The organism is Rhizobium sp. CCGE 510, assembly GCF_000292525.1.
In the GTDB taxonomy this organism is placed as follows: domain Bacteria; phylum Pseudomonadota; class Alphaproteobacteria; order Rhizobiales; family Rhizobiaceae; genus Rhizobium.
In genome coordinates, this window is the sequence record NZ_AEYF01000045.1 from 576,764 (window position 1) to 600,257 (window position 23,494).

Genomic DNA, 23,494 nt, shown 5'->3' on the forward strand with positions numbered 1-23,494 from the left:
CTGAGCCTTTTCAGGACGACGGTCCTTTGAGAAAGATCGTCGCCAGTGGCGGCAGCGTCAGCGACAGGGAGGTTGGCCTGCCGTGGGCAGGTATGGGTTCGCTCGACAGCGCACCGTTGACGAGCCCGGAGCCGCCATATTCCCGCGCATCCGTCGTGATCCGTTCGACCCACACGCCATCATTAGGCACGCCGATCCTGTAGCCGTAACGCGGCACCGGCGTGAAGTTCGAGACGACCAGGAGCGAGGAAGTGCGGTCCGGGGCAAAACGGAGCATGCCGAGGACGGAATTGACCGCATCATCGGCAACCGCCCATTCGAAGCCCTCGGGATGAAAGTCGCCGAATTGCAAGGCGGCTTCGTCCCTGTAAAGGCCGTTCAGATCCTTCAGCAGCCGCTGAATACCGACATGCTGAGGCCGATCCAGGACATCCCAGGTCACCGAAGCATCGTGGTTCCACTCGCCCGGCTGGGCGATTTCGCTCCCCATGAACAGCAGTTTCTTGCCGGGATGACCCCACATGAAAGCCAGATAGCTGCGCAGATTGGCGAATTTCTGCCATTCGTCGCCCGGCATCTTCGTCAGCAGCGAGCCTTTGCCATAGACGACCTCGTCATGGGAAATCGGCAGCATGAAACGCTCGGAATAGGCATAGATCATGCCGAATGTCATCGTACCATGATGATGGCTCCGATAGACCGGATCTTTCTCGATGTAGCTCAGGCTGTCATGCATCCAGCCCATGTTCCACTTGATGTCGAAACCGAGGCCGCCCTGCTCGGGCGGCTTGGTCACCCCAGGCCATGCCGTCGATTCCTCGGCGATCATCATCGCATGCGGGCAACGCTCGTGAATGATGCTGTTCAAGTGCTTGAAGAATTCGACCGCTTCCAAATTTTCCCGGCCGCCATATTGGTTGGGAATCCACTCGCCTTCGTTGCGGCTGTAGTCGCGATAAAGCATGGAGGCCACGGCATCGACGCGCAACCCGTCGATATGGTATCGCTCGAGCCATTCCAGCGCACTGGCAATCAGGAAGCCTTTCACCTCGTTGCGGCCGAGATTGTAGATTAACGTGTTCCAGTCCCGGTGAAAGCCCTCGCGCGGATCCTCGTGCTCGTAGAGCGCGCTGCCGTCGAAACGGGCAAGACCCCAGACGTCTGTGGGAAAATGGGCCGGCACCCAGTCGAGGAGGACGCCGAGCCCGGCGCCATGGCAGCGGTCGACGAAATAGGCGAAGTCCTCAGGTGTCCCGTATCGGCCGGTCGGGGCAAACAGCCCGAGCGGCTGATAGCCCCAGGAGCCGCCGAACGGATGCTCCATGATCGGCAGCAGCTCGATATGGGTAAAGCCCATGTCCCGGGCATAGGGAACAAGCCGCTGGCTGAGCTCGACCCAGTCGAGCGACCTGTTGCCATCCTTCTGGTCGCGGAGCCAAGAGCCGACATGCACCTCATAAACGGAGACCGCCCCCTCCAGCCTCGCCTGCCGGGATCGGCCCTTCATCCAGCCGTCATCGCTCCATCGAAATGGCGTCGACGATGCGACGATGGATGCTGTGGATGGGGCGGCCTCGCTCGCCCTCGCCACCGGATCGGCCTTATGTGGCAGGCAGGTTCCCGCAGCATCGACGATCTCGAATTTGTATCTTTCGCCGGGCGCCAGCCGGGGAATGAACAGCTCCCAGACGCCCGCCGACTGTCTTAGCCGCATCGGGTTGCGCCGGCCGTCCCAGGCGTTGAAGTCGCCGACAACCGAAACGCGCCGCGCGTTCGGAGCCCAGACGGCGAAACGGACGCCTGATATGCCGTCGATCGACATCGCCACGGCGCCGAGCGTTCGGCTCAAGCTATAGTGGGTGCCCTCCGAGATCAGATGGAGGTCGAGTTCTCCAAGCAGCGGGCCGAAACTATAGGGGTCCTCGGTGATCTGAACGGCATCCGGCCAGGTGATCCGTAGCCGGTATCCAGCCCTAGCGACCGTCGCCGCCGCAAACAGGCCTGCCGGGTGGGTGGTGCTGAAAGGCGCCACCACTCGACCGCTCGCCGCCTCGATGAGATCGACCGCGTCGGCGCCAGGCAGGTAAACCCGCACAATCGTCATGCCGCTGCTCTCATGGGGGCCGAGGATCGAGAAGGGATCGCCGTGGCGTCCGTCGATCAGGGCGTGGAGCTCATCCTGTCCGATGCCTGCCAGAAGTTCCGAGCGCTCAACATTCATGCCGGCACCCCTGCCAGACGCGAGACGATTTCGGTGAAGCCGGAGAGCGGAATCGGAAGCCATTTCGGCCGGTTGCGGGCTTCATAGGCGATCTCATAGGCGGCCTTTTCGAGAAGAAAGGCATCGAGAACCCTCCGTCGTTGACCGGGCGGCATGTCAAGCGCCTTCGATGCCGATACCGCTTGCGAATAGGCGCCAAGGAAAGCTTCCTCCGCCTGGCGCCCAAAGCGGGCGATGGCGTCGCGCCGGACGTCGTTTTCGTGCTCGATGATGGCGTCGTTGTCGAGCTGGGCGGTGGCCACGAGGTAACTCAGCGATCTCAGAAGCCCGGCGACATCGCGCAGCGGGTTCGTCTTGGCGCGGCGCTCGGCCAGGTTTTTTGCAGGCTCACCCTCGAAGTCGATGATGACGGCATCGCCCTCGCTGACGAGGATCTGGCCAAGATGGAAATCGCCATGCGTGCGTGTCATCAGCGTATGGCGTGCGGCCTCCGCCAGCGTCGCGGCGAGCTCGGCGAGTTCGGAGCGGCGCTTGAGCAACGGGGCTGCGAGCAGGTCGATCGCCGGATCGGCATTCTCCTCGCGTTCTGATAGTTTCGACATGGCATAGGCGACTTCGCCGGCAACCGCCTTCTTCATCGCGTCGACCTCATTGTCGCCAGCGACGACCGGGCTGAAGGCTTCGTCGCCGGTCTCGCCGGCGAGCACGACATGCAGTTCCCCGAGCCGCATGCCGACCATGGCGACGAAGCTGATCAGCGGCTGGAAGACGTCGTCGCCGGGTTGGACGGCCGGGTCGTTTAGCACGAGTTCGTCTGCCCCACGGCGCAAATTGTTCAACATCCAGTTCCAGGCATCGCCCTGATTGCGGATCGCGCCTTGAACGATGATCAATGTCGAGCGGCGTCCGCTGGAATCCGTGTGCGCGACCTCGCCCAGCAGAGGCGCGGTGTGGTCATAGCCGGCGCGGGTGAGATAGCGCGTCATCTCGACTTCCGGATGAATTCCGGGGAAGATGTGCCTGATCAGCTTGATCATCGCGAGGTCGCCGACGATCAGCGAACTATTGGACTGCTCGGCCGAGAGCCAATGCACCGGAAGGTCGTCGGTGACAGCGAGACGGTCGAGGCGCTCCGTGCCGAGAAATTCTAGGGTGCCGGTGCGGCCGGTGCTGCGCGAGCGGTCGCCAAGCCCGCGCAGGATGCCGCGCGCCATCGCTTCCACGGCAAATCCGTCCGTCAGGAAGCCGACCCGCCTGCCCTGGCGAATCCGTCCGAGCGCGAGCTGCTGGGTCAGTACGGAGGGTTGCGCATCGTCCCAGGCGACCGCCAGCGGTAGCTGGTAGGATTCGCTATGGTTCGGCAGCACGACCTCCAATTCACCGAGAACGATCCCCTCGGCAAACGGGATCGGCGTTGCGGAGATCAGACGCGCCGCCTGCAACGGCTGGTCCTTCGCCCCGAACCACCGCCGCTTGCCGAGATAGGCAGGCAGAATTTCATTACTGAGGACTCGGCTAAGCTTGGGTTCGTCAACAAGATCGAGCAGGCCACGGCGGATGACCATCGTCACCAGATCGGGAAGCTGCTCCGGCGGCGCGGTCCGCCAGGCCGGCGGGTCGGCATCGGCTTCCAGCTGGAACCAGAAAAAGCCGTAGGGTGGCAGTGTCAGCAGATAGGTCAGCTGCCCGATCGGGGGAAAGGGCGACATGCCGGTCAATTCGATCGGCACGCGGCCCTCGAAGCTCGACAGGTCGAGTTCGACGGCCTGGGGCAGCCGCGAGAGATTTGCGACGCACATCAGGGTCTCGCCTTCATATTCCCTGAGATAGGCGAGGATCTTGCGATTCTCCGGTGCGAGGAACCGCAGCGAACCACGGCCGAAGGCCGGATGCCTGCCGCGCAGCGCCAGCATCTTGCGCGTCCAGTTGAGCAGCGAATGCGCGTCCGTGCTCTGCGCCTCGACGTTGACGGCCTCGAAACCGTAAAGCGGGTCGGCAACCGGCGGCAGGACGAGACGCGCCGGGTCCACCCTGGAGAAGCCGCCGTTGCGGTCCGGAGACCATTGCATCGGTGTCCTCACCCCATCCCGGTCGCCGAGATAGATATTGTCGCCCATGCCGATCTCGTCGCCGTAGTAGATGACCGGCGTTCCCGGCATCGAGAGAAGCAGCGCGTTCATCAGCTCGATCCGCCGGCGGTCGCGCTCCATCAGCGGCGCCAGGCGCCGCCGGATACCGAGATTGATACGGGCACGCTTGTCGGATGCGTAAGTTTCCCAGAGATAGTCGCGCTCTGCGTCGGTCACCATTTCGAGCGTCAGCTCGTCGTGGTTGCGCAAGAAGATCGCCCATTGGCAATTTTCAGGAATCTCAGGCGTCTGCCGCAGGATATCCGTGATCGGAAACCGGTCCTCCTTGGCGATCGCCATATACATGCGCGGCATCAGCGGGAAGTGAAAAGCCATATGGCATTCGTCACCCTCGCCGAAATACTCCCGCGTGTCCTCCGGCCATTGATTGGCCTCGGCAAGCAGCATCACGCCGGGATGGGTGGCGTCGAGGGCTGCGCGGATGCGTTTGAGGATAGCATGGGTCTCCGGCAGGTTTTCGTTGATCGTCCCCTCACGCTCGACGAGGTAGGGGATTGCGTCGAGGCGGAAACCGTCAATGCCGGTTTCCAGCCAGAAGCGCATCACCTTCAGCAGTTCCTCCATGACGAGCGGGCTGTCGAAATTCAGGTCGGGCTGGTGGGAGTAGAAGCGGTGCCAATAATAGGCGCCGGCGGTGGCGTCCCATGTCCAGTTGGATTTTTCCGTATCGATGAAAATGATGCGCGTTTCCGGAAATTTCTGATCGGTATCCGACCAGACGTAGAAGTCGCGCTCCGGCGATCCCGCCGGCGCCTGGCGAGCGCGCTGGAACCAGGGATGCTGGTCGGAGGTGTGGTTGATGACGAGCTCGATAATGACGCGGATATTGCGCTGGTGGGCGGCATCGACGAAGGCGCGAAAATCCTCAACGGTGCCGTAATCGGGGCTGACATTGCCGTAGTCGGCGATATCATAGCCGTCGTCGCGGCGCGGAGAGGGAAAGAACGGCAGCAGCCAGATGGCGTTAACGCCGAGCGCTGCGATGTGATCGAGCTTCTGGTGCAGCCCGGCGAAATCGCCGACCCCGTCACCATTGGCGTCGTAGAACGACTTGATGTGCAGCTGGTAAATGATCGCATCCTTGTACCACAGCGGCTGATGCGAACCATCGGTATTCGTCGTGTCCATTCATGCCTCCTTTGAGCGAATACGCCAGATCGCATAGGGCAGGACGTGGGGATTAAGCCCGATGCTCTGCCATTTTCCGCTCCACTTGAAACGATGCCCGCCGATCAGATCTTCGGCATCCAGCGTGCCGCCATCCCCGAGTGCCCACTGCCAGAGCGGCAGCTCGACATCGCTTTGCTGGAAATTGTGGGGGTCGAGGCTGATGGCGATCAGCAGGACGTTGTCACGCGCACGGCTTGCCTTTTCGAAGAACAGGATATTGTCATTGCGCGCGTTCAGCAGCGTCAGCCCGAGATGCGAATGCAGCGCGGTATTTTCGGTCCGGATGCGGTTGAGCATGCTGATTTCGGCGATGATGTTGCCCGGTCGGTCGTAGTCCCAGGCGCGGATCTCGTATTTCTCGCTGTCGGCATATTCCTTGCGCTTGGCATCGGGCCGCCCCTCGCAAAGTTCGAAACCGTTATAAACGCCCCATAGGCCCGAGAGGGTGGCGGCAAGGGCTGCGCGGATCAGGAAGGCCGACCGCGGCGCGTTCTGGAGGAAATCCGGATTGATATCATGGGTGTTGACGAAGAAATGCGGGCGGAAGAATTCCTTCGCCGCCGTCTGCGTCAGCTCGCGCATATATTGCTCGAGCTCCCACTTGGCGTTGCGCCAGGTGAAATAAGTGTAGGACTGGGAGAAGCCAATCTTTGCCAGCCGGTACATGACCTTCGGCTTGGTGAAGGCTTCCGACAGGAAGACGACATCGGGATGACGCGCCCTGATATCGCCGATCAGCCATTCCCAGAACGGAAAGGGTTTGGTGTGCGGATTGTCGACGCGAAACAGCTTGACGCCCTGGTCCACCCAAAGCTGAACGACATCCCTGAGCTCAACCCACAGCGAAGGCAGCGCATCCCTGGTGTAGAAATCGACGTTGACAATGTCCTCGTATTTCTTCGGCGGGTTTTCGGCATATTTGATCGTGCCGTCGGGACGCCAGTCGAACCAGCCAGGATGCTCCCTCAGCCAGGGGTGATCCGGCGACGCCTGGATGGCGAGGTCGAGGGCAATCTCCAGGCCATGCCGGCCCGCCGCCTCGACCAGACGCCGGAAATCCTCGAATTCACCGAGCTCGGGATGGATGGCGTCATGGCCGCCCTCCTCCGACCCGATGGCATAGGGACTTCCGGGATCGTCAGGCCCGGCTTTCAGGCTGTTATTGCGGCCTTTCCGGTTGGTCGAACCGATCGGATGAATCGGCGGGAAATAGAGCACGTCGAAGCCCATGTCGCGAATGGCGGGCAATCTTGCGATGACATCGTCGAATGTGCCGTGCCGGTCCGGATCGCCGCTCTGCGAGCGCGGGAAGATCTGGTACCAACTGGCAAAGGCGGCGGCCTTGCGTTCGGCATCGACGGCGCTCGCCACGGAGCGAAGCCGAAACGGCCGCCTGTCGGCCTTGTTCATCAGTTCCGATGTTTGGGGATCAAGCAGGATCGCCGTGCGCTCGGCATCCGGCGCTTGTTCGAGCCGGCCGGCGAGGGCTTTCAATTCGGCGCCGAGCGCTGTGCTGGCCTGCGTCTCAGCCGAACGGACGAGGTTCACCCCCTCCTGCAGCTCGAGCTTCAGGTCCAGCCTAGCATCGTTCTTCTTCGTCAGTTCGTAGCGAAAGATCGCAAACAGATTCTTCCATGCCTCGACGGCAAATTCATAGCGGCCGGTGCGCTCCAGCAGGAATTCGCCGCGCCAGCGGTCGTTTTCGACCAGTTGCATCTCCGTTTCGTTCCAGTCTGCCGCATCGAGCGGCCGCCAGAGCAGGACTGCGGCGATCGGGTCGTGGCCGTCTGCGAATATATCTGCCTCGACGGTGACGATATCGCCGACCACTCGCTTGACCGGGAAGCGCCCCTCATCGACGCGCGGCAGAATGTTTTCAATGGCCAGCCGTGGCGACGCCGTCGCCTGCTCGATATCGAGAATGGGCCGGGATGTGATTGGCGCCGGTGCCTTGCCTTCGATAACCAGCGTCTCCCCTGCCCGCAGCCGTAGAGCCGCGCTATCGGCAGCCACGGGAAGAAAACCCGAAGCCGCTTCGCGAAGTGCCGTAACCGGAGCCGGCGCGCTTTTCCGAAGGTCCCTGTTGATTAGGATGAAGCGCACATTCTCCGCGCTGCGAAGGTCTTCCGCCTCGGATTGCAGAAGCGCTGAGACCGGGCCATTGGCGTTGCGGATGAGCCGAAGCGTTGCGGCAAACGCATCTGAGTTCTTGCCGACTTCGGTGTTTGCAAGGCGAACTTGAGAGCAGATATCGAAAGCGAGATCATGGCGCAGGCCCCGCAAGCCCATTCCATTCCCATGGGTCGGATCGAGCGGCGTGGCTGCGCCATATTCGAAGCCCATCGGAACCATCACGCCGCCGCCGAGCGCGGCGGCAAGGTGCAGCGCTCGGACGGCGCGCCGTTCGAGGATTTCGCGGCTCTCGGTTCCGTGCGCGATCCGCCGGGCGAATGGCGGCTCCGGAAAGGCGATCTGCCGGCCGAGCGGCGCCTGCACACGGTGTTCGTCGATAAACCATCTCTCGTCGAGATCCCACCAGGCCATCGATGAAAAACATCCATCGAAGCCTGCATCCTTGATCGCATCCCTTGCCCCGAAATCGGTGCCGGGTGTCCAGGCGAAAAATTGCGCGTCCGCCTTCTCGCGCACCGCCGAAATCAACGACTTAAAAAGCGTCGGCGCGGCGCGATCGATCCCGAGCACCCGATAGCCGGGGAGGCCCAGACCGGCCAGTTTTCGCAGCCGTTCGGTCCATTCTTCCAAAAGCCGGGATTGAGACCCCGCTGCCATCGCGGACATCGGCTCCGCCGGGTCTAATGGTGAGAGACGGGGGTCGACAGGATGAAAGCCCGCTTCGGGAGCCCGAGCCTTGCCGTCGAGCATCAGGTCCATCATCAAGGCGACGCCGCTTTTGCCGGCAGCCTCCGCCAAGCGCGCCACCCCATCCTCGACGGCGCTCCCGAGCGACAGTTGAGGATCGAGGCGATCGAAGTCCCGCGTGGCAAAGACGCTGCGCTCCCCGCCCCGATCGAAGAGAGGCGCCGTCAGCACACGATCGAAACCCGTATCCGCCGCATGGTCGAAAACCTCGCGCCATGCATCGATGCCCTGGAGTAGAAGCGGATTGACATAATAGATCCGGGGTGGGGTGCTCAACACACCCTGGTTCGTAGAAAATGGCATCGGCCGCCGCCTCGAGTTGCTTTCCATGCAAACTTCCCTTGGCGGTGGTTGTTCCACCGAAACCGCCAATTCGCGATGCACCAAGATCACCGACCGCATCGACGTTCGCTCATCAACGGCCCTCAATGCTGCGGAGAATACTTGAGGATTCATGCCGTTTTTGGGTAGTCTTGCCTCTCACAGGAGGGTTACCCATTTGGCTGCTGACGGCGCATCAGTGCTTCGAACGATACTCTTCACTGCAACCCTTGCAGCGTGCGTCCCGTGCCTCGCCGCCTGGAGCATCGACACCGATCGCTCTACCCCTGACAAGCAGGGCCTGTTCGAGATCCGCGAGGAGGCCAGGCGTTTCATCTCGCTTGAGAACGCCAAGGGGAGCGAGCAATGGCAAGCGTTGGAGCCCAACGCGAAGGTGCTGGTTCCTCGATGCGCGGTCCCGCTCCAAACACAATGGACGCCGAAGAGCCTCGGCCGTTCGAAACCCAGCGTCATGGTGATTTGCGCAGCCGCGGTGCCGAACACGGTGATGAAAACTTGGGATGTGCATGTCGCCGTAAAGCGGAAGCCGCACCATCCTTAAGGGCAGGCACCTGAGCAAGATTTGATGTACTGAATGAAAACACTCCGATTGCAATAGAGGCAACCAGACGTGGATGTATCGGTAGAACTGTGCTCCTATCCCGAACTCGACGACCGGATCGTGATCGTTCGGGCGGGCGACGAAGTCGATGGCGTGTTTGTCCGGACCGAGAGGTTCAACGTTCTGATCGATACGCTCGGGACGCCCGAATTATGCCGGATGGCCCTGGATCTGCTCGAAGAGAAGGCTGCGGCTCGCCCGCTGATCGTCATCAATTCGCACATGGATTGGGATCATTTCTGGGGAAATGAGGCCATTGCCGGCCGCGCTCCCATCATAGCGCATGCCGGGGCGCTCGACCGCTTGCGTGATCCCTCGGCGCAGCAGATCCTCAGAGACAAGGCGAGCCAAGATTCAAGGTTTCGGAATGTCGAGCTCGTCGGACCCGATATCACCTTCTCCGGCTCGATGGTGCTCAACGGTGGCGATCTGACGCTTGAACCGATCCATACGCCCGGGCACACGCCCGACCATATCGCCGTATGGATCCCCGAACTTCGCATCTGCCTGGCGGTCGACGCGGTCGAATACCCCATTCCCGAAGTCTGGAGCAAAAGTGCCGAAGACCTTCGCCTGATCCGCTCCTCGCTGGAGCGGATCCGTGACCTTGATGCAACACTGGTCATCCCGGCGCATGGCCAGACGTCTTCACCTTCGACGGTGAAGGTGAACCTCGGCTATTTCGAAGCCCTCGCTGCTCGTGTCGATGGGTTGAGCGAAAGCCAACTGGCGGATGAACTCAGTCGCTCAAGTGGCTTGCAGCTTGAAGATTTCGTCACCATTCCCGACGGGATGCCTTTGGATACACTGACATTCTACCGGAACTGCCACCAGACCAATCTTGCCGCCACGGTTCAGGCCCATATCGAAAAACGGAATCACGCATAGGGGATCGCATGCAGGAGACCATGACGTGAAACCATTGGAGGGCGGGCGAGCCGGGCAGATCTGGCGCAACGGCAACACTGTCATCAGACCATCAGGCGCATGGACGCCGACGGTGCACCGGTTTTTGCGGCACCTCAGAAGCGGAGGCTTTCTAGCGGCGCCGGAGCCCATCGAAATCTCTGCGGAAAACCAGGACGTCGTTAGCTTCGTCGCCGGGCGCGTCTGCGAAGACCTGGGTGACCCGCTTGTCGGATCGGAGACCATGCTGATTTCTGCGGCCAGGCTTCTGCGCGACTTTCATTCGGCATCTCACGGATTTCTGGAGGGGGATGGCGAGGTCCAGACATGGATGCTGCCGCCGCAGGAACCACGCGAGATCGTCTGTCACGGAGACTATGCGCCCTACAACGTCGCCACGGCGCAGCATGAGGCTGTCGGGATCATCGATTTCGACGCCGCTCATCCCGCGCCGCGCCTATGGGATCTGGCCTATGGGGTTTACCGCTGGGCGCCCTTGTCCGATCCCTCCAACCCCGGCGTGATATCGGGCCTCGATGAACAGCTGCGGCGGGCAGAGATCTTCTGCAAGGCCTACGGCACGACGGCAGAAGAGCGGCGCCAGCTGCCGGAGACGATCTGCAGGCGGCTTCAGGCGCTCGTCGATTTCATGCAAACAAGGGCCTCGGCCGGAGACAAGACCTTCGTGGAAGACGTAGCGGCAGGAGACGCTCGGCTGTATCTAAGCGACATCGACTACATCAGCAACCATCGGGATCGGCTGCTGCGCGCGCTGCGATGACGCGCCTCCAACAATTACAGCCACTTCCTTCGGCGGAAGAAACCAAACAGGCCCAGACACAAGACGGCAATGACACCCAGCACGAAGAAATAGCCATACTGGAATTTCAGTTCCGGCATATCGCTGAAATTCATGCCGTAGATACCGGCGATCGCGGTGGGAACAGCGAGGATCGCCGCCCAGGCGGCAAGCTTGCGGGCAATCGCCGTCTGCTCCGTCTGACCGATCATGACGCTCGCCTCGAAGGCGAAGGCCAGCACTTCGCGCAGCGCATCGATATCCTCCTGAACCCGGCGAACGTGATCGGTGACATCGCGAAACAGCGACTGCAGCGTCGGATCCATGCCCGGAAGGTCGACATGCTCGTATCGCTGGCAGACATCCACCAGCGGCACCACGGCATTGCGCAACCGCAGCAGCTTGCGCCGCAACAGGTAAAGCCGTTCGATGTCGGATTTTGCCAGCTGTTCGCGCAGCACCAGATCTTCGAGTTTTTCAACCTCCTCCTGCACGACCTCGATGACCGGCATGTAGTTGTCGACGATGAAATCCAGGATGGAATAAAGAATGTAATTCTCGCCGTGAGCCAGCGCCGTTGGCGTCGCCTCGCACCGCTGTCGCACCGACAGGTACGAGGATGAGTCCCCGTGGCGGACCGAGACGACGTAACCGCGACCGACGAACAAATGCGTTTCGCCGAAAATGATTTCGTCGTCCTTCATATGGGCGGTGCGAGCGACGATGAACATCGCGTCCCCATAGGTCTCCAGCTTCGGTCGCTGGTGGGGCTGAGCCGCGTCCTCGATCGCCAGGGCATGGAGATTGAACTCGGCCTGGACCTGGTGCAGCAGTACTTCATCCGGCTCGTGCAGGCCGATCCAGACGACGGCATTGTCCCGGCCTCGCCATTCGCCGGCCTCTTCTATCCTGATGTCGCGAATGCGTTGCCCATGCTGGTAAACGGCAGCGGCCACGACGCCTGGACGTTCATAGGGCGGCGATGCCGAACCGCTGCCGGCCCGAGGGGAAACACTGTCCAGATCCTTGAGCTGTTCCAAATCCTGCCGTCCTCGCTATTCCCGCACGGATCACCCATCCGTCTGCCGGTCAGACGGTCAACCCATCATAATGCTATTTCGTAAAACATGCATCCGCCTCGAAACCCAGGGCTGACCTAGCGCCTTCATCGTGTCAAGGCGCGGAGCAATCCATGAGCTGGAGATGATCGATAGTCGGTACGCCTTGCGATCGAAGTTGGGCGACGGAGCGGACTGTGCGTGCCTGCGCCTCATCGACAGGTTGCGAAACGGCGGCCTGCATCGGAATGATCAGTGCACTCAGCTCCGGCGACGAATCGCTAAACATTCCGGCGCCTTCATATTTTGCGCAAAAGCGGCTTCGGCTTTCCAAAAAGTGGTAAACGGCGTTTTACAAATTGAGCAAATCGTTAAATTGTTTTTGTTAGAAAATCCTCATCCAGTCCGGCCTGAAGCCGGAAGTTCGATCGAGGACTTTCAATGCGTCGCCCCAACATCAAATCAAGTTTACTGTTGATTTTCAGTGGCATAGCTCTTCTTTTCGGCCTTGTCGCCTATCTCGCCGTCGATGGTCTTCGGAATACGAACGGCTCGACGGAAGAGATTGCCAGCAATTGGCTGCCGAGCGTGCAGGCTTCGCAGGCGATCAATCTCGCCATGACGAATTTGCGCCTCGTTTACCGCGATCACATCATCGCGCAGACGGAAGCGGAAAAGAAAACACGCGAAGAGGCCATCAAGGTCGCTGAGGATGCGATTCGCAAATCGGCGGACGCCTACCTTCCGCTGGTTTCATCCGACCACGAGCGCGAGTTGATCAAGACGATCAAGGAAAGCGTCGAAGGCTACATCACCAGTAGTTCGCAGCTGCTCGATCTTTCTCGCGCCAACAAGACCGAAGAAGCCGGAGAATATCTTGGCGGAGGGATGCGCTCTTATTCGGACAAGCTCAAGGAAGCCACGGCGGCCCTGGTCGAATTGAACGTCAGCGGCAGCAAGACGGCTGCCGACCTCAGTAAGGAGACCTTCGCCTCCATTGAATTCTATCTGCTTGCAACGATCGGTGTTGCCGGATTGCTCGTTCTCGGCGCTGTCGCCTTCGTGCTGACGAGCATCGCCAATCCGATTACGGGCATCACCGCTTCGATGCGGGGGCTGGCCGAGGGGGACACCGGTTCGAAGATCCCGTTTGCTGACCGCGCCGACGAAATCGGGTCGATGGCAGGAGCGGTCGAAATCTTCCGCCAGGCCGCAATCACCAACAAGCGGATGGCAATGGAAGCCGAAGAGAATCGCATTAGAGCAGAGACCGACCGCGTTGCCGCGCAGAGGCAGGCCGAAGCTGACGCCTCGGAGCGGCTACGCATCGCCACCTCGGGCCTAGCCGCCGGTCTGAAGCGGTTGGCCGCGGGCGACCTGGCCTTCCAACTCAACGACGCCTTTGCTCCCGACTTCGAGGCGCTGCGCCATGACTTCAACCAGTCCGTCACGCAGCTTGGGACAACGCTTCGAGCGATTTCTGAAAGCATTGGCACGATCGATGAAGGCTCGCGGGAGATCTCCTCGGGTGCGGGCGATCTTTCCAAGCGCACGGAGGAACAGGCAGCGTCGCTCGAAGAGACTGCGGCTGCACTGGAAGAGATCACGGCGAATGTGTCGAACTCCAGCAAGCGAACCGAGGAGACGCGCACGGTCGCTACCGAGGCAAATCGCAGCGCCGGCATCTCCGCCGAGGTCGTGTCCCACGCCGAAGAGGCAATGGGGCGGATCGAGACCTCGTCGCAGCAGATTTCCAACATCATCAGCGTCATCGATGAAATTGCATTCCAGACCAATCTTCTCGCGCTGAATGCCGGCGTGGAAGCGGCAAGAGCCGGCGAGGCCGGCAAGGGCTTTGCCGTCGTCGCCCAGGAGGTGCGCGAACTCGCACAGCGTTCTGCAACGGCTGCCAAAGAGATTAAGGGGCTTATCCAGAACTCGTCGAAAGAGGTGGAAAGCGGTGTCAAGCTGGTGCGCGACACCGGCCAGGCCCTGAAGACCATCGGTGGCTTCATCACCCAGATCAATCACCACATGGATTCGATCGCCACCTCGGCGAAAGAGCAGTCGGTCGGCCTCAGCGAAGTCAACATCGCCGTCAATCGCATGGATCAGACCACGCAACAGAACGCGGCCATGGTCGAACAATCGACCGCTGCCTCCGATTCGCTAGCCCAGCAGGCCCAGACGCTGCGCGAGCTCATCAGCCAGTTCAAGCTCGATGACGTCGCCTCCAGCCAATCCTCAGCCCTTCGCTCCACCGCTAGAACGATGGAGCAACCAGTGGCCCGTGCAGCGGTGCATGCGGTTGCCGCTCGCCGCTGAACTATCTGTAACAGCAGCCGACAAAAGGCGCCCGGCAATGCCGGGCGCCTTTCGTTTGTCATGACGCGAAGGCTGGATTGCGCCGCGCGCCCATTCTCAGCACGAAATAGATCGCCCCGCCGATTCCGACGCCGAAGAACCAGCCATAGGTACCCCACCAATCCGGCAGGATGCTGGTGAAGGTCGGCAGGATCGAGGAGAACAGCGCGCCGACCGCGAATGCGATGAAGGCATTGCCGTGCCATCCATTCTGGAAGCGGAACTCGCCGTTCTCATGGTAGAGCGCCTCGACGTTCAGCTGGCTCTTGCGGATGAGATAGTAGTCCACCATCATCACGCCGAAGATCGGTCCCATCGTCGATCCGATGAAATTGACAAAGTGCGCTGCACCCGTCTCCCACGGGGCAAACGGGTAAAGCACGAGTGCAATCATGGCGGCGATGTATCCCCCGCGTTTGAAGTTGATCTGGCGCGGGAAGACATTGGCGAAGTCGAAGGCCGGCGACACGAAATTCGCCACGACGTTGATGCCGAGTGTTGCGATCGCAAATGTCAGTGCCGCAAGCAGCGCCAGGAACCAGCTTTCGAATTTCGCCGATATCATTTCCGGATGCAGCAGGACCTCCCCGTAGACGGTGAAGGCGGCTGTGGTCGTCACACCTGCGACGAGGCAGAACGCCAGGAGATTGATTGGCAGTCCCCAAAGATTGCCTTTCCTGAGCGCCTTTTCATTCGTTGCGTAACGCGAGAAATCGCAAAAATTCAGGTAGAGCGCCGCGAAATAGGTGATCCAGGTGGCAGCCACGGCGGCAAGCGCTGCGACCGAGCCTGGCTCGCCCGGCACGCCGGCATCCTTGGTCTTCTCGATCAGCACGTCCCGCGGGATCTCGGCACCGAAGGAGAAGGTCCCTGATTTGATGACCAGATAGACCGCAAGAATCAGCATCATGATCCAGACGGCCGGACCTGCCCAATCCTGGAACTTGCGAACCGTTTCCATCCCCCTCTGAATGATCAGCAGCTGCAGCGCCCAGACGATCACGTAGCAGATGACCTCGAGGGTCGAGTGGCCGAGGAAATGGCTGTTCTGATGAAAAGCGAGCAGGCTGTCGTTGCGGATCAGCAAGGCAACGATGGCGCCGGATGCGGCGGCGGTCTGCGCCCCGTACCAGAAGCAGGCGACCACGGCCCGAACCAGGGCCGGTACATTCGCCCCGAAAGTTCCGAAGGAGGCGCGCGCCAGCACCGGAAAAGGCACGCCGGTGCGCACGCCGGCATTGCCGACCAGGCTCATCAACACGAAGATGACCAGGGAGCCGATGCCGATGGCGATGACGAAATTGATGAAGCTGCCGCACAGCAGGAACAGGCTCGCCGCCAGATAGTAGCCCCACAGGCTGTGAACGTCAGATGTCCAGACGTTAAAGATACTGAATGCACCCCATTTGCGCTCCTCGGCGGGTGCAAGATCCTCGTTGTACAACGAGGGAGACGGATTTCGAATGCTCATGAATGCCCTCCCATATCCCCTGAGGTCAAATCGACCACAGCCGGAAGTCTGCTCCTCCTTTATGCATCTGACAATTTAATAGTCACATTATGCACATCTCTTGGCGATGCCTGAGAATTAGCCATCGCCGGAACTGGACCGGTCATTAGCCGAAGGCGTTCACTGCGCGCCGACGACACGTCCAGCCAGGCGGAACGGGCTTGCAACCGCGGCGCCTGCGGCGTCGAAGACGTAGGCGCCGACGTCACCGGCGGTCGAACGCCTGCCGCTCTCGAAGGAGGCGAGCTGCGCGCCGAACCTGGCGAGCGATGCGTAGCGGTCGTGCCCCAGCCCGTCGGACGCTTGGATCGAGGTGATGTCGGTGACCCGAAGCCTTTCCTTCACGGCAGCCTCCTCGACGACGGGATCGTCGATATCGAGGCGTCCGACGCGCGGACGCTCTCCGGCGATGAAACTCGATGCCACGAGCGCCCGGTCGTCCTTCGAAACGAGAAGCGATATCGGGATCGGCATCCGCCCGACGTCCTTCAGCTGGGCGCGGAAAACGTCGACATCGATGTCGGGGGCGGCGAGCAACACCGCCAATTGCCGATGACATCGTCGCGATGCTGCAGCTTGAGCTGGCGCACCGTTTCCATAACCAGAAACCCGCCCATGCTGTGTCCGAAAAGGACAATGCGCTTCACCTTGCCCGAAGCCGAGAGTGACGTGACGAGCGAGGCGAGTTCGGTGCGCGAGGCGAGCGCCGCATCGCGGTCGGCGACATAGCCGGCGACCGCCGCGGCCGACGGCCAGGAAAACAGAATTGGAGCACCCGGTATATTCGCATCCGCGGCGATCTGCGCAGTGCGAAAAAGCGCTTCCTGGTAACTGTAGTTGTAGCCATGCACGAAAATGCCGATGGTGCCGTCGGCCTGCACGGAACCGAGCGCCTGTTGCACGAAGGCATCCTTCGGCAGTTGCTCGCGCTCGATGACAGCAAACTGTCGTTCGGGATCCGGCTTCGCGGTCGGATAGCTGATCGCAGTATCCTTTCGGTCGGGAGGAACCGAAAACTCGTACTCCTCATAGGTGAGCGTCCCGGCCCATGCGCTGCCGAAACCGCCGCGCACGCTGTCGAGGCTCCGATTTGTAGCGGCGAGCACCCTCACCCGGTCCGGGGCTTTCTCGGCATGAACCTGCTCGCTCAGCGAAACGGATTTATTGAGTTGAACGGGTTGCAGAACATCCGGCGATGGCCGCGTGGCGCAGCCGCCAAGCATCACAACAGCGATACCGACGATGATGGCCGCAGCAATTCCCGGCAAGCCAGCAGGAGTTGCCTTCGAAAATCCTCGGGAATGCCGCTCAGCCACCGATCCATTTTCCCAAAGGCCGAAGGTGACCAAGCGTGTGACTTTGCCCATGTCGTCCCTCGGAACGCCATTCCTGCTCCCGCGTGGGATGGCAATCACTTGTGCCATCCCACGCATGGCGTTCCAGTCCGTGTTGCAGCCACGGCGGCATGAAGTAGCCATTGGCCTTCCTCACGCCTCTGCCGCGGCACCGGTCTGGACGCCGTTATCCCTCGGGATCCTGAACCAGGCGACGTAGAGCGCCGGCAGGAACAGCAGGGTGAGCGCGGTTCCGATGACGATGCCGCCCATCATGGCGTAGGCCATCGGACCCCAGAATATCTCGCGCGAGATCGGGATCAGCGCGAGAGTCGCCGCCGCCGCGGTCAGCAGGATTGGCCGCATACGATGTTCGGTCGCCTCGATGACAGCCTGCCAGGCCGGGACACCTTCGGCGCGCAGATGCTCGATCTGCACGACGAGGATGACTGAGTTGCGGATCAGGATACCGATCAGCGCCAGCACACCGAGGATCGCGACGAAGCCCATCGGCGCATGGCTCAGCAACAGCGCCGCAACCACGCCGATCAGAGCTGTCGGAGCCACCGCGAAGACCAGGAACAGGCGGCTGAAGCTCTGCAGCTGAATCATCAGGATCGTCGCCATCACGAACAGCATCATCGGAGCGACCGCCGCAATCGGCCCTTGTGCGTCGGCACTGGATTCGACCGCGCCGCCGATTTCCACCTTGTATCCCACGGAAAGGTTCTTCTGGAATTCCTCCACCTTCGGCTTTAGCTGGTCGACGATCGTGGCCGGCTGCGTCGAGCCGATGACGGCCGCCTTGAGCGTAATGGTGGGCAGCCGGTCGCGACGCCAGATCGTCGGCTGCTCAAGCTCGTAACGGAAATTGGCGACGGCCGAGAGCGGCACGACCTTGCCGTTGGAGGTCGAGAGCTGCAGATTCTCAAGCGTCTGGATGGAACCGCGCTCCGATGCCTCCGCCCGCCCGATGACATTGACCAGGTAGATGTCGTCGCGAATCTGCGTCGCCGTCGAGCCTTCGACGATGCCGTTGAGGGCGGTGGCGATATCTTCGGAGGAGACGCCGAGCTGGCGCGCCTTGTCCTGCAGCACATCGACCTTGACCACGCGGGAGGGCTCGTTCCAGTCCAGCACCATGTTCGACAGAAGCGGGTGCTGCCCGACGACGCCGGCAAATTGCTGGGAAATGTCACGCACCTTCTGAATATCGGGGCCGCTGACCCGGTACTGGACCGGCTTACCCACCGGAGGGCCGATATCGAGAAGCTTGACGAAGGCGTCGGTGCCGGGGAAGGTTTTCGCCAGATAGCCCTGCAGTTCCGCCCGCACCTTGTCGCGCACGTCGAGCCCTTTGGTGACGATCACCGTCTGTCCGAACGAGACATCAGGCGTCTGCACGTCGAAGGAGAGGATGAAGCGCGGCGCGCCCTGGCCGACATAGGTCGTCCAGTGATCGATGTCCTTGTTGCCGGCCAGCATCTCCTTTTCGAACCTCGCCATCTGCCTGTTGGTCTCGGCAATCGAACTGTTGTGCGGCAGATTCCAGTCTATGATCAGCTCGGGCCTGTCGGAACTGGGGAAGAATTGTTGCTGCACCAGCCCCATGCCGCCGATCGAGAGGCCGAAGACGCCGACCGTCAGAATGATGGTGATCCAGCGCCAGCGCATCGCCAGCCCCAGAAGCCAGGAGAAAAAGGAGGCGAAGCGGCCCTTCTTCTCGTGATGCGACTTCATGGTCTTCGGCAGGATGGTGACGCCAAGAAGCGGCGTGAACAGCACCGCCACGATCCAGGAGACGACCAGCGAAACAGCGATGACCACGAAAAGCGTGAACGTGAATTCGCCTGCGGCGCTGTTGTTGAGACCAACGGGAATGAAGCCCGCGACGGTGACGAGTGTTCCCGTCAACATCGGAAAAGCCGTCGATGTATAGACGTAGGTGGCGGCTTTCTTCAGATCGTCGCCCGCCTCCAGACGGGCCACCATCATCTCGACGGCAATCATGGCGTCGTCGACGAGCAGTCCAAGCGCGATGATGAGCGCGCCGAGCGAAATGCGTTGCAGTGAGATGCCGGAATATTCCATCACCACGAAGGTGATGGCGAGCACGAGGGGGATGGAAATCGCCACCACCATGCCGGCACGCAGGCCGAGGCTGATGAAGCTGATGACGAGTACGATAGCGATCGCTTCGAAGAGCGCTCGGGTGAAGCCCGAAACCGCTTCGTCGACGACAGCAGGCTGATCGGAAACGCGATGGACGTCGACGCCGATCGGAAGATCGGCAATGACACGTTTCATCTGCACGTCGAGCGCGTCGCCGAACTCCAGCAGATTGGCACCCTGCTTCATGCCGATCGCAAGCCCGATCGCCGGTTCACCATTGAAGCGGAACAGCGCCGATGGCGGATCGACATAGCCGCGCTTGATCGTAGCGACGTCGGTCAATGGGAAGAAGCGATCGTTGATCCGAAGGTTGATCGACCGCAGGCTTTCCTCGGAGGTGAACTGTCCGCTCACTCGCAATGCGATGCGTTCCGGCCCGGCTTCGACGAAGCCGGACTGGCTAACGGCGTTCTGTGCCTGCAGGGTGCTGATGACGGACTGCTGGTCGATGCCGAGTGCTGCGATCTGGCGTGTGGAGAATTCGAGGTAAATCGCCTCATCCTGAGCGCCGATCACATCGACCTTGCCGATATTGGGCACGGTCAGAACTTCGGAGCGGGCGTTTTCCACGAGATCGCGAAGCTGCCGCTGGGTCAGCCCGTCGCTGGTGAAGGCATAGATATTCCCGAATACGTCGCCGAAGCGATCGTTGAAGAAAGGACCGACGACACCGCTCGGAAAATCCCCCTTGATGTCGGCGATCATGTTGCGGATGCGCAGCCAGGTTGGCGCGACATCCTTAGCCTTGGTGGTCGGCAGCAGCTCGACGAAGACGGTCGTCTGGCCAGCGACGGTCTCGCTCTTGGTGTAGTCGAGCGACTCCAGTTCCTGGAGCTTCTTCTCGATCCTGTCGGTCACCTGCCGCGTCACCTCTTCGGCCGAAGCGCCGGGCCACTGCGCCGTGATCACCATCGTCTTGATCGTGAAATTCGGGTCTTCCTCGCGGCCGAGGTTCAGATAGGAGAAGGCGCCGGCGAGAATGAAGACGATCATGAAGTACCAGACGAGGGAACGGTGTTCGAGCGCCCAGTCGGAAAGGTTGAAGGACTTCACTGGCTGATCTCCTGGTCGATCCTGATGGCCTGGCCATCTTCAAGTTTATGCACTCCTGCCACAGCCACCCTATCTCCAGGGGCAAGCCCTTCTGCGATCCGCACGGTGCCGCCTTCGACGACGTCACCGTCGATCTTCACGCGGCGCAGCGATACTTTCTTGCCGGGCACGTCGACGATCCAGACGCTCGGGCCCTCGGTGCCGGCAAGGATTGCCGAGGACGGCAGCACGATCTCAAGATCGGCGGCGAGGGTGGCCGAGGCTGATATAACGGAGCCGAGCCTGAAGGCCTCGGGGGGATGGATAAGCGCGATCTTCGTCCTGCTCGTGCGAGTGGCCGTCTCGGCCTCTGGTGCGATCTCGCGCACGACCCCTGACGCCCGAATTGCGGGGTCGAGCTGCAGCGTCACTTCGAAGGGTGCGCCGATCTTCAGTTTCTGGGCGGCGCCCTGCGGCACGTCGACCACGGCGTCGCGCTTGTCCGGCCGCGCGATGGTCACGACCGTCTGGCCAGCCGATACGACCTGCCCGACCTCGGCCGAGGCCGCCGTCACCACACCGTCGAATTCCGCGCGAAGCTGCGCATAACCGAGCTGCTCATTGGCCTTGTCGAGATTAGCCTGCGCCTTGGCGACCGCAGCCGTGGCCGACCGTCTGGCCTGCTCGGCCTCTTCGAGTGAGGCTTCGGTGCCGGAGCGCGTTTCCACCAGCGCGCGCTGGCGCTGCTCTGTGGTCACCGCGTTCCTCAACTGGGCGTCGCTGTTTTCTACGTCAGACTGGGAGCTGCGCACGGCAAGCTCCAGCGCCACCGGATCGATGGCGGCAACGACATCGCCCTTCTTGACGACATCTCCGACATTGACGTTGCGGGCGATCATCCGCCCGAGAATCCTAAAGCCGAGTTCGGTCTCGATCGTCGGCTCGACCGTACCGGTCAGGCTGAGACTGGTGGCAGGCGTCTGCTTGACCGTCATCGACAGCACGGGACGGGGCGCTTCTTCCTTGTCGCCCTCTTGCCGCGTGCAGGAAGAGATCAGGGCCGTACCCATCATTAGTGCGACTATCTTGGGACGAATACTCACTTGGAAGCTTCCTTGACATAAAAAACAATTTCACCGGGCCTGAGGAACTGTGTCCCTTCAGTCACCACGACCTCTCCTGCCGACACGCCCGATTTCACGCTGAAGCTGCCGGTCTCGTAGCCGGTGACATCGACCGCCCGCACAGAGACCGCTGAGGATGCGGGATCGGCGATCCAGACGGCTGGCTTGCCGTCCTTGGCGGTCATTGCCGACCAGGGAAGCTGGATAACGTCCTGGGGGACGTAGTTGAATCTTCCGACGACGGGAGCGCCCAGCGGAATGGGAGCGTCGCTCGAGATCGCGACCTTGACCTTGATGGTGCCGGTGGAGGAGTCGATCGTCGGTGAAATCTCGCGAACCTTTGCCGTGATCTTTTGCGTCGGGTCCGACAGGAGGGCCACGGTCCCGTCGCCTTCGATCGGGCGCAGGAAGGCGCTTTCGACTACGTCGAAGACGGCGTCCCGGTCGCCGTCATGGGCAAGGGTGAAGACGACCTGAGCGGCCTGCGCCACCTGCCCGACCTCGGCGTTCCGGGCGGTGATTACCCCATCGGAGTCCGCCTTCAGCTCCGTGTAGGAGAGGGTGTCCTGGGCGGTTTCCAACAGCGCCAGGGCCGACTTGGTCGATGCCTGCGCGGTCAGAAGCGCCTCCTGCGCCTGGTCGAGTGCCGCGCGCGTTGTGACCTGCGTCCGAAACAGGCTCTGCTGGCGATCGAATGCCAGCTGCGCCTGGGTCTGCTGCGCTTGCGCCGACTGAAGATTGGCCGCTGCCACATCCAGATCGGCCTTCTGCTCTTCCGGATCGATGCGCGCCAAAAGCTGCCCGGCCTTCACGGACTGTCCGACCTCCACCAACCGCTCGACGATCTTACCGCTGATGCGGAAGGACAGATCGGTCTGAACGCGAGCGCGGACTTCTCCCGTGATCGCACCGCCCTGGACCAGCGGCTCAGGCTTGGCAACGACAACGCCGACCTCTCGCGGGGTTGGCTCGGCCGGTCGGCTGTCATCACTGCATGATCCGAGACCGATGGCGCATACGATCGCTGCGGCGACCAGAATGGTTCTCATAGTAGACCTCTTGCTCTCAACGGCAGCCCCATATAATTGACTGACGCTTTAGTCAATTAAACTTTGCGCCACGGGGAACGAGGGCGTGCACGACAAAGGGAGACGAGGAAAATGGCAGCTCAGAAGAAACTCACGCGCGCGGAACAGAAGGCGCTGCGACCCATCCAGATCTTGGATGCCGCTTTCGAGGAGTTCGTCAGAAGCGGTTTTGCCGGAACGCGTATCGAAGACATCGCCGACAGGGTCGGCGTCACCAAGGGCACGGTCTACGTCTATTTCGAAACCAAGGAAAAGCTGTTCGAAGCGATGATCAACCACTTCTCCGTGCCGTTTCAGGAATTGGTCGTGCTCGCCGATCGGCTCAGTGGCAGCGTTACCGACAGGCTGGCTTCGATTCTGGGCCTCTTCTACGAGCAAATTCCCGAGGACCGCGCGACGCGCGAGTTAACGCGCCTCGTCATTTCGGAGGGACAGCGCTTTCCCGAGCTGATAGATCGCCACCATGATCAGTTCATTGCGCCGATCATCGCCAAGATCGACGCTCTCATCCTGGAGGGTGTGGCCTCCGGGGAGTTTCGCCAGGTTCCAGTGGAATTTTCCGACATCGTGGTCGCACCCATCCTGACGACGACGGTTCTGCGGCTGATATTCGACGACCGCCGCGTGCCCACTCCCAACAAGGAGGCATTCCTGCGGACCTATTTCGACCTGCTGTTCAACGGCTTGCTCGCCAAGCCTCACTGATCGTCAATGGCTCCAGCGCCCGCGATCATCGCTCGCTT

At 61.3% G+C, this 23,494-nt stretch carries 13 protein-coding genes and 1 pseudogene; 5 read left to right on the forward strand and 9 right to left on the reverse strand.

Features of this window, described 5'->3' with window-relative positions; genetic code table 11:
- Positions 1–10: 10 nt before the first annotated feature.
- The 3 genes from glgB to RCCGE510_RS26815 are packed head-to-tail and all read right to left on the reverse strand — an operon-like array spanning position 11 to position 8,724.
- Positions 11–2,221: a 1,4-alpha-glucan branching protein GlgB gene (gene glgB, locus RCCGE510_RS26805; protein ID WP_007635280.1), complete on the reverse strand. Its 2,211-nt coding sequence runs from the start codon at positions 2,219–2,221 to the stop codon at positions 11–13.
- Positions 2,218–5,499, reverse strand: a complete 3,282-nt coding sequence (gene treS, locus RCCGE510_RS26810) for a maltose alpha-D-glucosyltransferase (protein ID WP_007635281.1) — start codon at positions 5,497–5,499, stop codon at positions 2,218–2,220. The genes glgB and treS overlap by 4 nt, the downstream gene beginning before the upstream one ends.
- Positions 5,500–8,724, reverse strand: coding sequence for an alpha-1,4-glucan--maltose-1-phosphate maltosyltransferase (locus RCCGE510_RS26815; protein WP_037079984.1), 3,225 nt, complete (start codon positions 8,722–8,724; stop codon positions 5,500–5,502).
- 217 nt (positions 8,725–8,941) lie between these two features.
- Here RCCGE510_RS26815 and RCCGE510_RS26820 point away from each other — a divergent pair, with 217 nt between their 5' ends.
- The 3 genes from RCCGE510_RS26820 (at position 8,942) to RCCGE510_RS26830 (ending at position 11,051) form a co-directional block, all read left to right on the forward strand.
- On the forward strand, positions 8,942–9,304 hold the full coding sequence (locus tag RCCGE510_RS26820; RefSeq protein ID WP_037079987.1) for a hypothetical protein: 363 nt from the start codon (positions 8,942–8,944) through the stop codon (positions 9,302–9,304).
- A 69-nt stretch (positions 9,305–9,373) separates the two neighbouring features.
- Entirely contained in the window at positions 9,374–10,252 is an 879-nt protein-coding gene (locus RCCGE510_RS26825; RefSeq protein WP_007635285.1) for an MBL fold metallo-hydrolase, read from the forward strand.
- A gap of 25 nt (positions 10,253–10,277) precedes the next feature.
- A complete protein-coding gene (locus RCCGE510_RS26830) occupies positions 10,278–11,051 on the forward strand; it encodes an aminoglycoside phosphotransferase family protein (RefSeq protein ID WP_037079787.1) in 774 nt (257 codons plus the stop codon).
- A 14-nt stretch (positions 11,052–11,065) separates the two neighbouring features.
- On the opposite strand, the gene corA is transcribed toward RCCGE510_RS26830, so the two are convergent.
- Positions 11,066–12,109 (reverse strand): magnesium/cobalt transporter CorA, encoded by a 1,044-nt coding sequence (gene corA, locus RCCGE510_RS26835; RefSeq protein WP_007635287.1) that lies wholly within the window; start codon positions 12,107–12,109, stop codon positions 11,066–11,068.
- A gap of 459 nt (positions 12,110–12,568) precedes the next feature.
- On the opposite strand from corA, the gene RCCGE510_RS26840 reads away from it, so the two are divergent.
- Positions 12,569–14,452 (forward strand): methyl-accepting chemotaxis protein, encoded by a 1,884-nt coding sequence (locus RCCGE510_RS26840; RefSeq protein WP_007635289.1) that lies wholly within the window; start codon positions 12,569–12,571, stop codon positions 14,450–14,452.
- Between the two features lie 58 nt (positions 14,453–14,510).
- Here the strand turns inward: RCCGE510_RS26840 and RCCGE510_RS26845 are convergent, their stop codons facing one another.
- The 5 genes and pseudogenes from RCCGE510_RS26845 to RCCGE510_RS26865 all read right to left on the reverse strand — a co-directional run bounded on the left by RCCGE510_RS26845 (position 14,511) and on the right by RCCGE510_RS26865 (position 22,712).
- Positions 14,511–15,962 carry an NCS1 family nucleobase:cation symporter-1 gene (locus RCCGE510_RS26845; RefSeq protein WP_007635290.1) on the reverse strand — a complete coding sequence of 484 codons (1,452 nt, stop codon included), beginning with the start codon at positions 15,960–15,962 and terminating at the stop codon, positions 14,511–14,513.
- A 159-nt stretch (positions 15,963–16,121) separates the two neighbouring features.
- Positions 16,122–17,224 (reverse strand): annotated as a pseudogene (locus RCCGE510_RS26850) (alpha/beta fold hydrolase).
- Between the two features lie 264 nt (positions 17,225–17,488).
- On the reverse strand, positions 17,489–20,560 hold the full coding sequence (locus RCCGE510_RS26855) for an efflux RND transporter permease subunit (RefSeq protein WP_007635306.1): 3,072 nt from the start codon (positions 20,558–20,560) through the stop codon (positions 17,489–17,491).
- On the reverse strand, positions 20,557–21,642 hold the full coding sequence (locus tag RCCGE510_RS26860) for an efflux RND transporter periplasmic adaptor subunit (protein ID WP_007635308.1): 1,086 nt from the start codon (positions 21,640–21,642) through the stop codon (positions 20,557–20,559). Before RCCGE510_RS26860 ends, RCCGE510_RS26855 begins: the two co-directional genes overlap by 4 nt.
- Positions 21,639–22,712 (reverse strand): efflux RND transporter periplasmic adaptor subunit, encoded by a 1,074-nt coding sequence (locus tag RCCGE510_RS26865; protein ID WP_007635309.1) that lies wholly within the window; start codon positions 22,710–22,712, stop codon positions 21,639–21,641. Before RCCGE510_RS26865 ends, RCCGE510_RS26860 begins: the two co-directional genes overlap by 4 nt.
- Before the next feature lie 111 nt (positions 22,713–22,823).
- Here RCCGE510_RS26865 and RCCGE510_RS26870 point away from each other — a divergent pair, with 111 nt between their 5' ends.
- Entirely contained in the window at positions 22,824–23,456 is a 633-nt protein-coding gene (locus tag RCCGE510_RS26870; protein WP_007635312.1) for a TetR/AcrR family transcriptional regulator, read from the forward strand.
- The last annotated feature ends 38 nt before the right edge of the window (positions 23,457–23,494 follow it).

What these genes read in the sequence shown, in the direction of transcription:
- RCCGE510_RS26870 (WP_007635312.1), top strand. Translation starts at nt 22,824, where the DNA reads ATGGCAGCTCAGAAGAAACTCACGCGCGCGGAACAGAAGGCGCTGCGA.
- RCCGE510_RS26815 (WP_037079984.1), bottom strand. Translation starts at nt 8,724, where the DNA reads ATGCCATTTTCTACGAACCAGGGTGTGTTGAGCACCCCACCCCGGATC.
- RCCGE510_RS26865 (WP_007635309.1), bottom strand. Translation starts at nt 22,712, where the DNA reads ATGAGAACCATTCTGGTCGCCGCAGCGATCGTATGCGCCATCGGTCTC.
- RCCGE510_RS26840 (WP_007635289.1), top strand. Translation starts at nt 12,569, where the DNA reads ATGCGTCGCCCCAACATCAAATCAAGTTTACTGTTGATTTTCAGTGGC.
- treS (WP_007635281.1), bottom strand. Translation starts at nt 5,499, where the DNA reads ATGGACACGACGAATACCGATGGTTCGCATCAGCCGCTGTGGTACAAG.
- glgB (WP_007635280.1), bottom strand. Translation starts at nt 2,221, where the DNA reads ATGAATGTTGAGCGCTCGGAACTTCTGGCAGGCATCGGACAGGATGAG.
- RCCGE510_RS26845 (WP_007635290.1), bottom strand. Translation starts at nt 15,962, where the DNA reads ATGAGCATTCGAAATCCGTCTCCCTCGTTGTACAACGAGGATCTTGCA.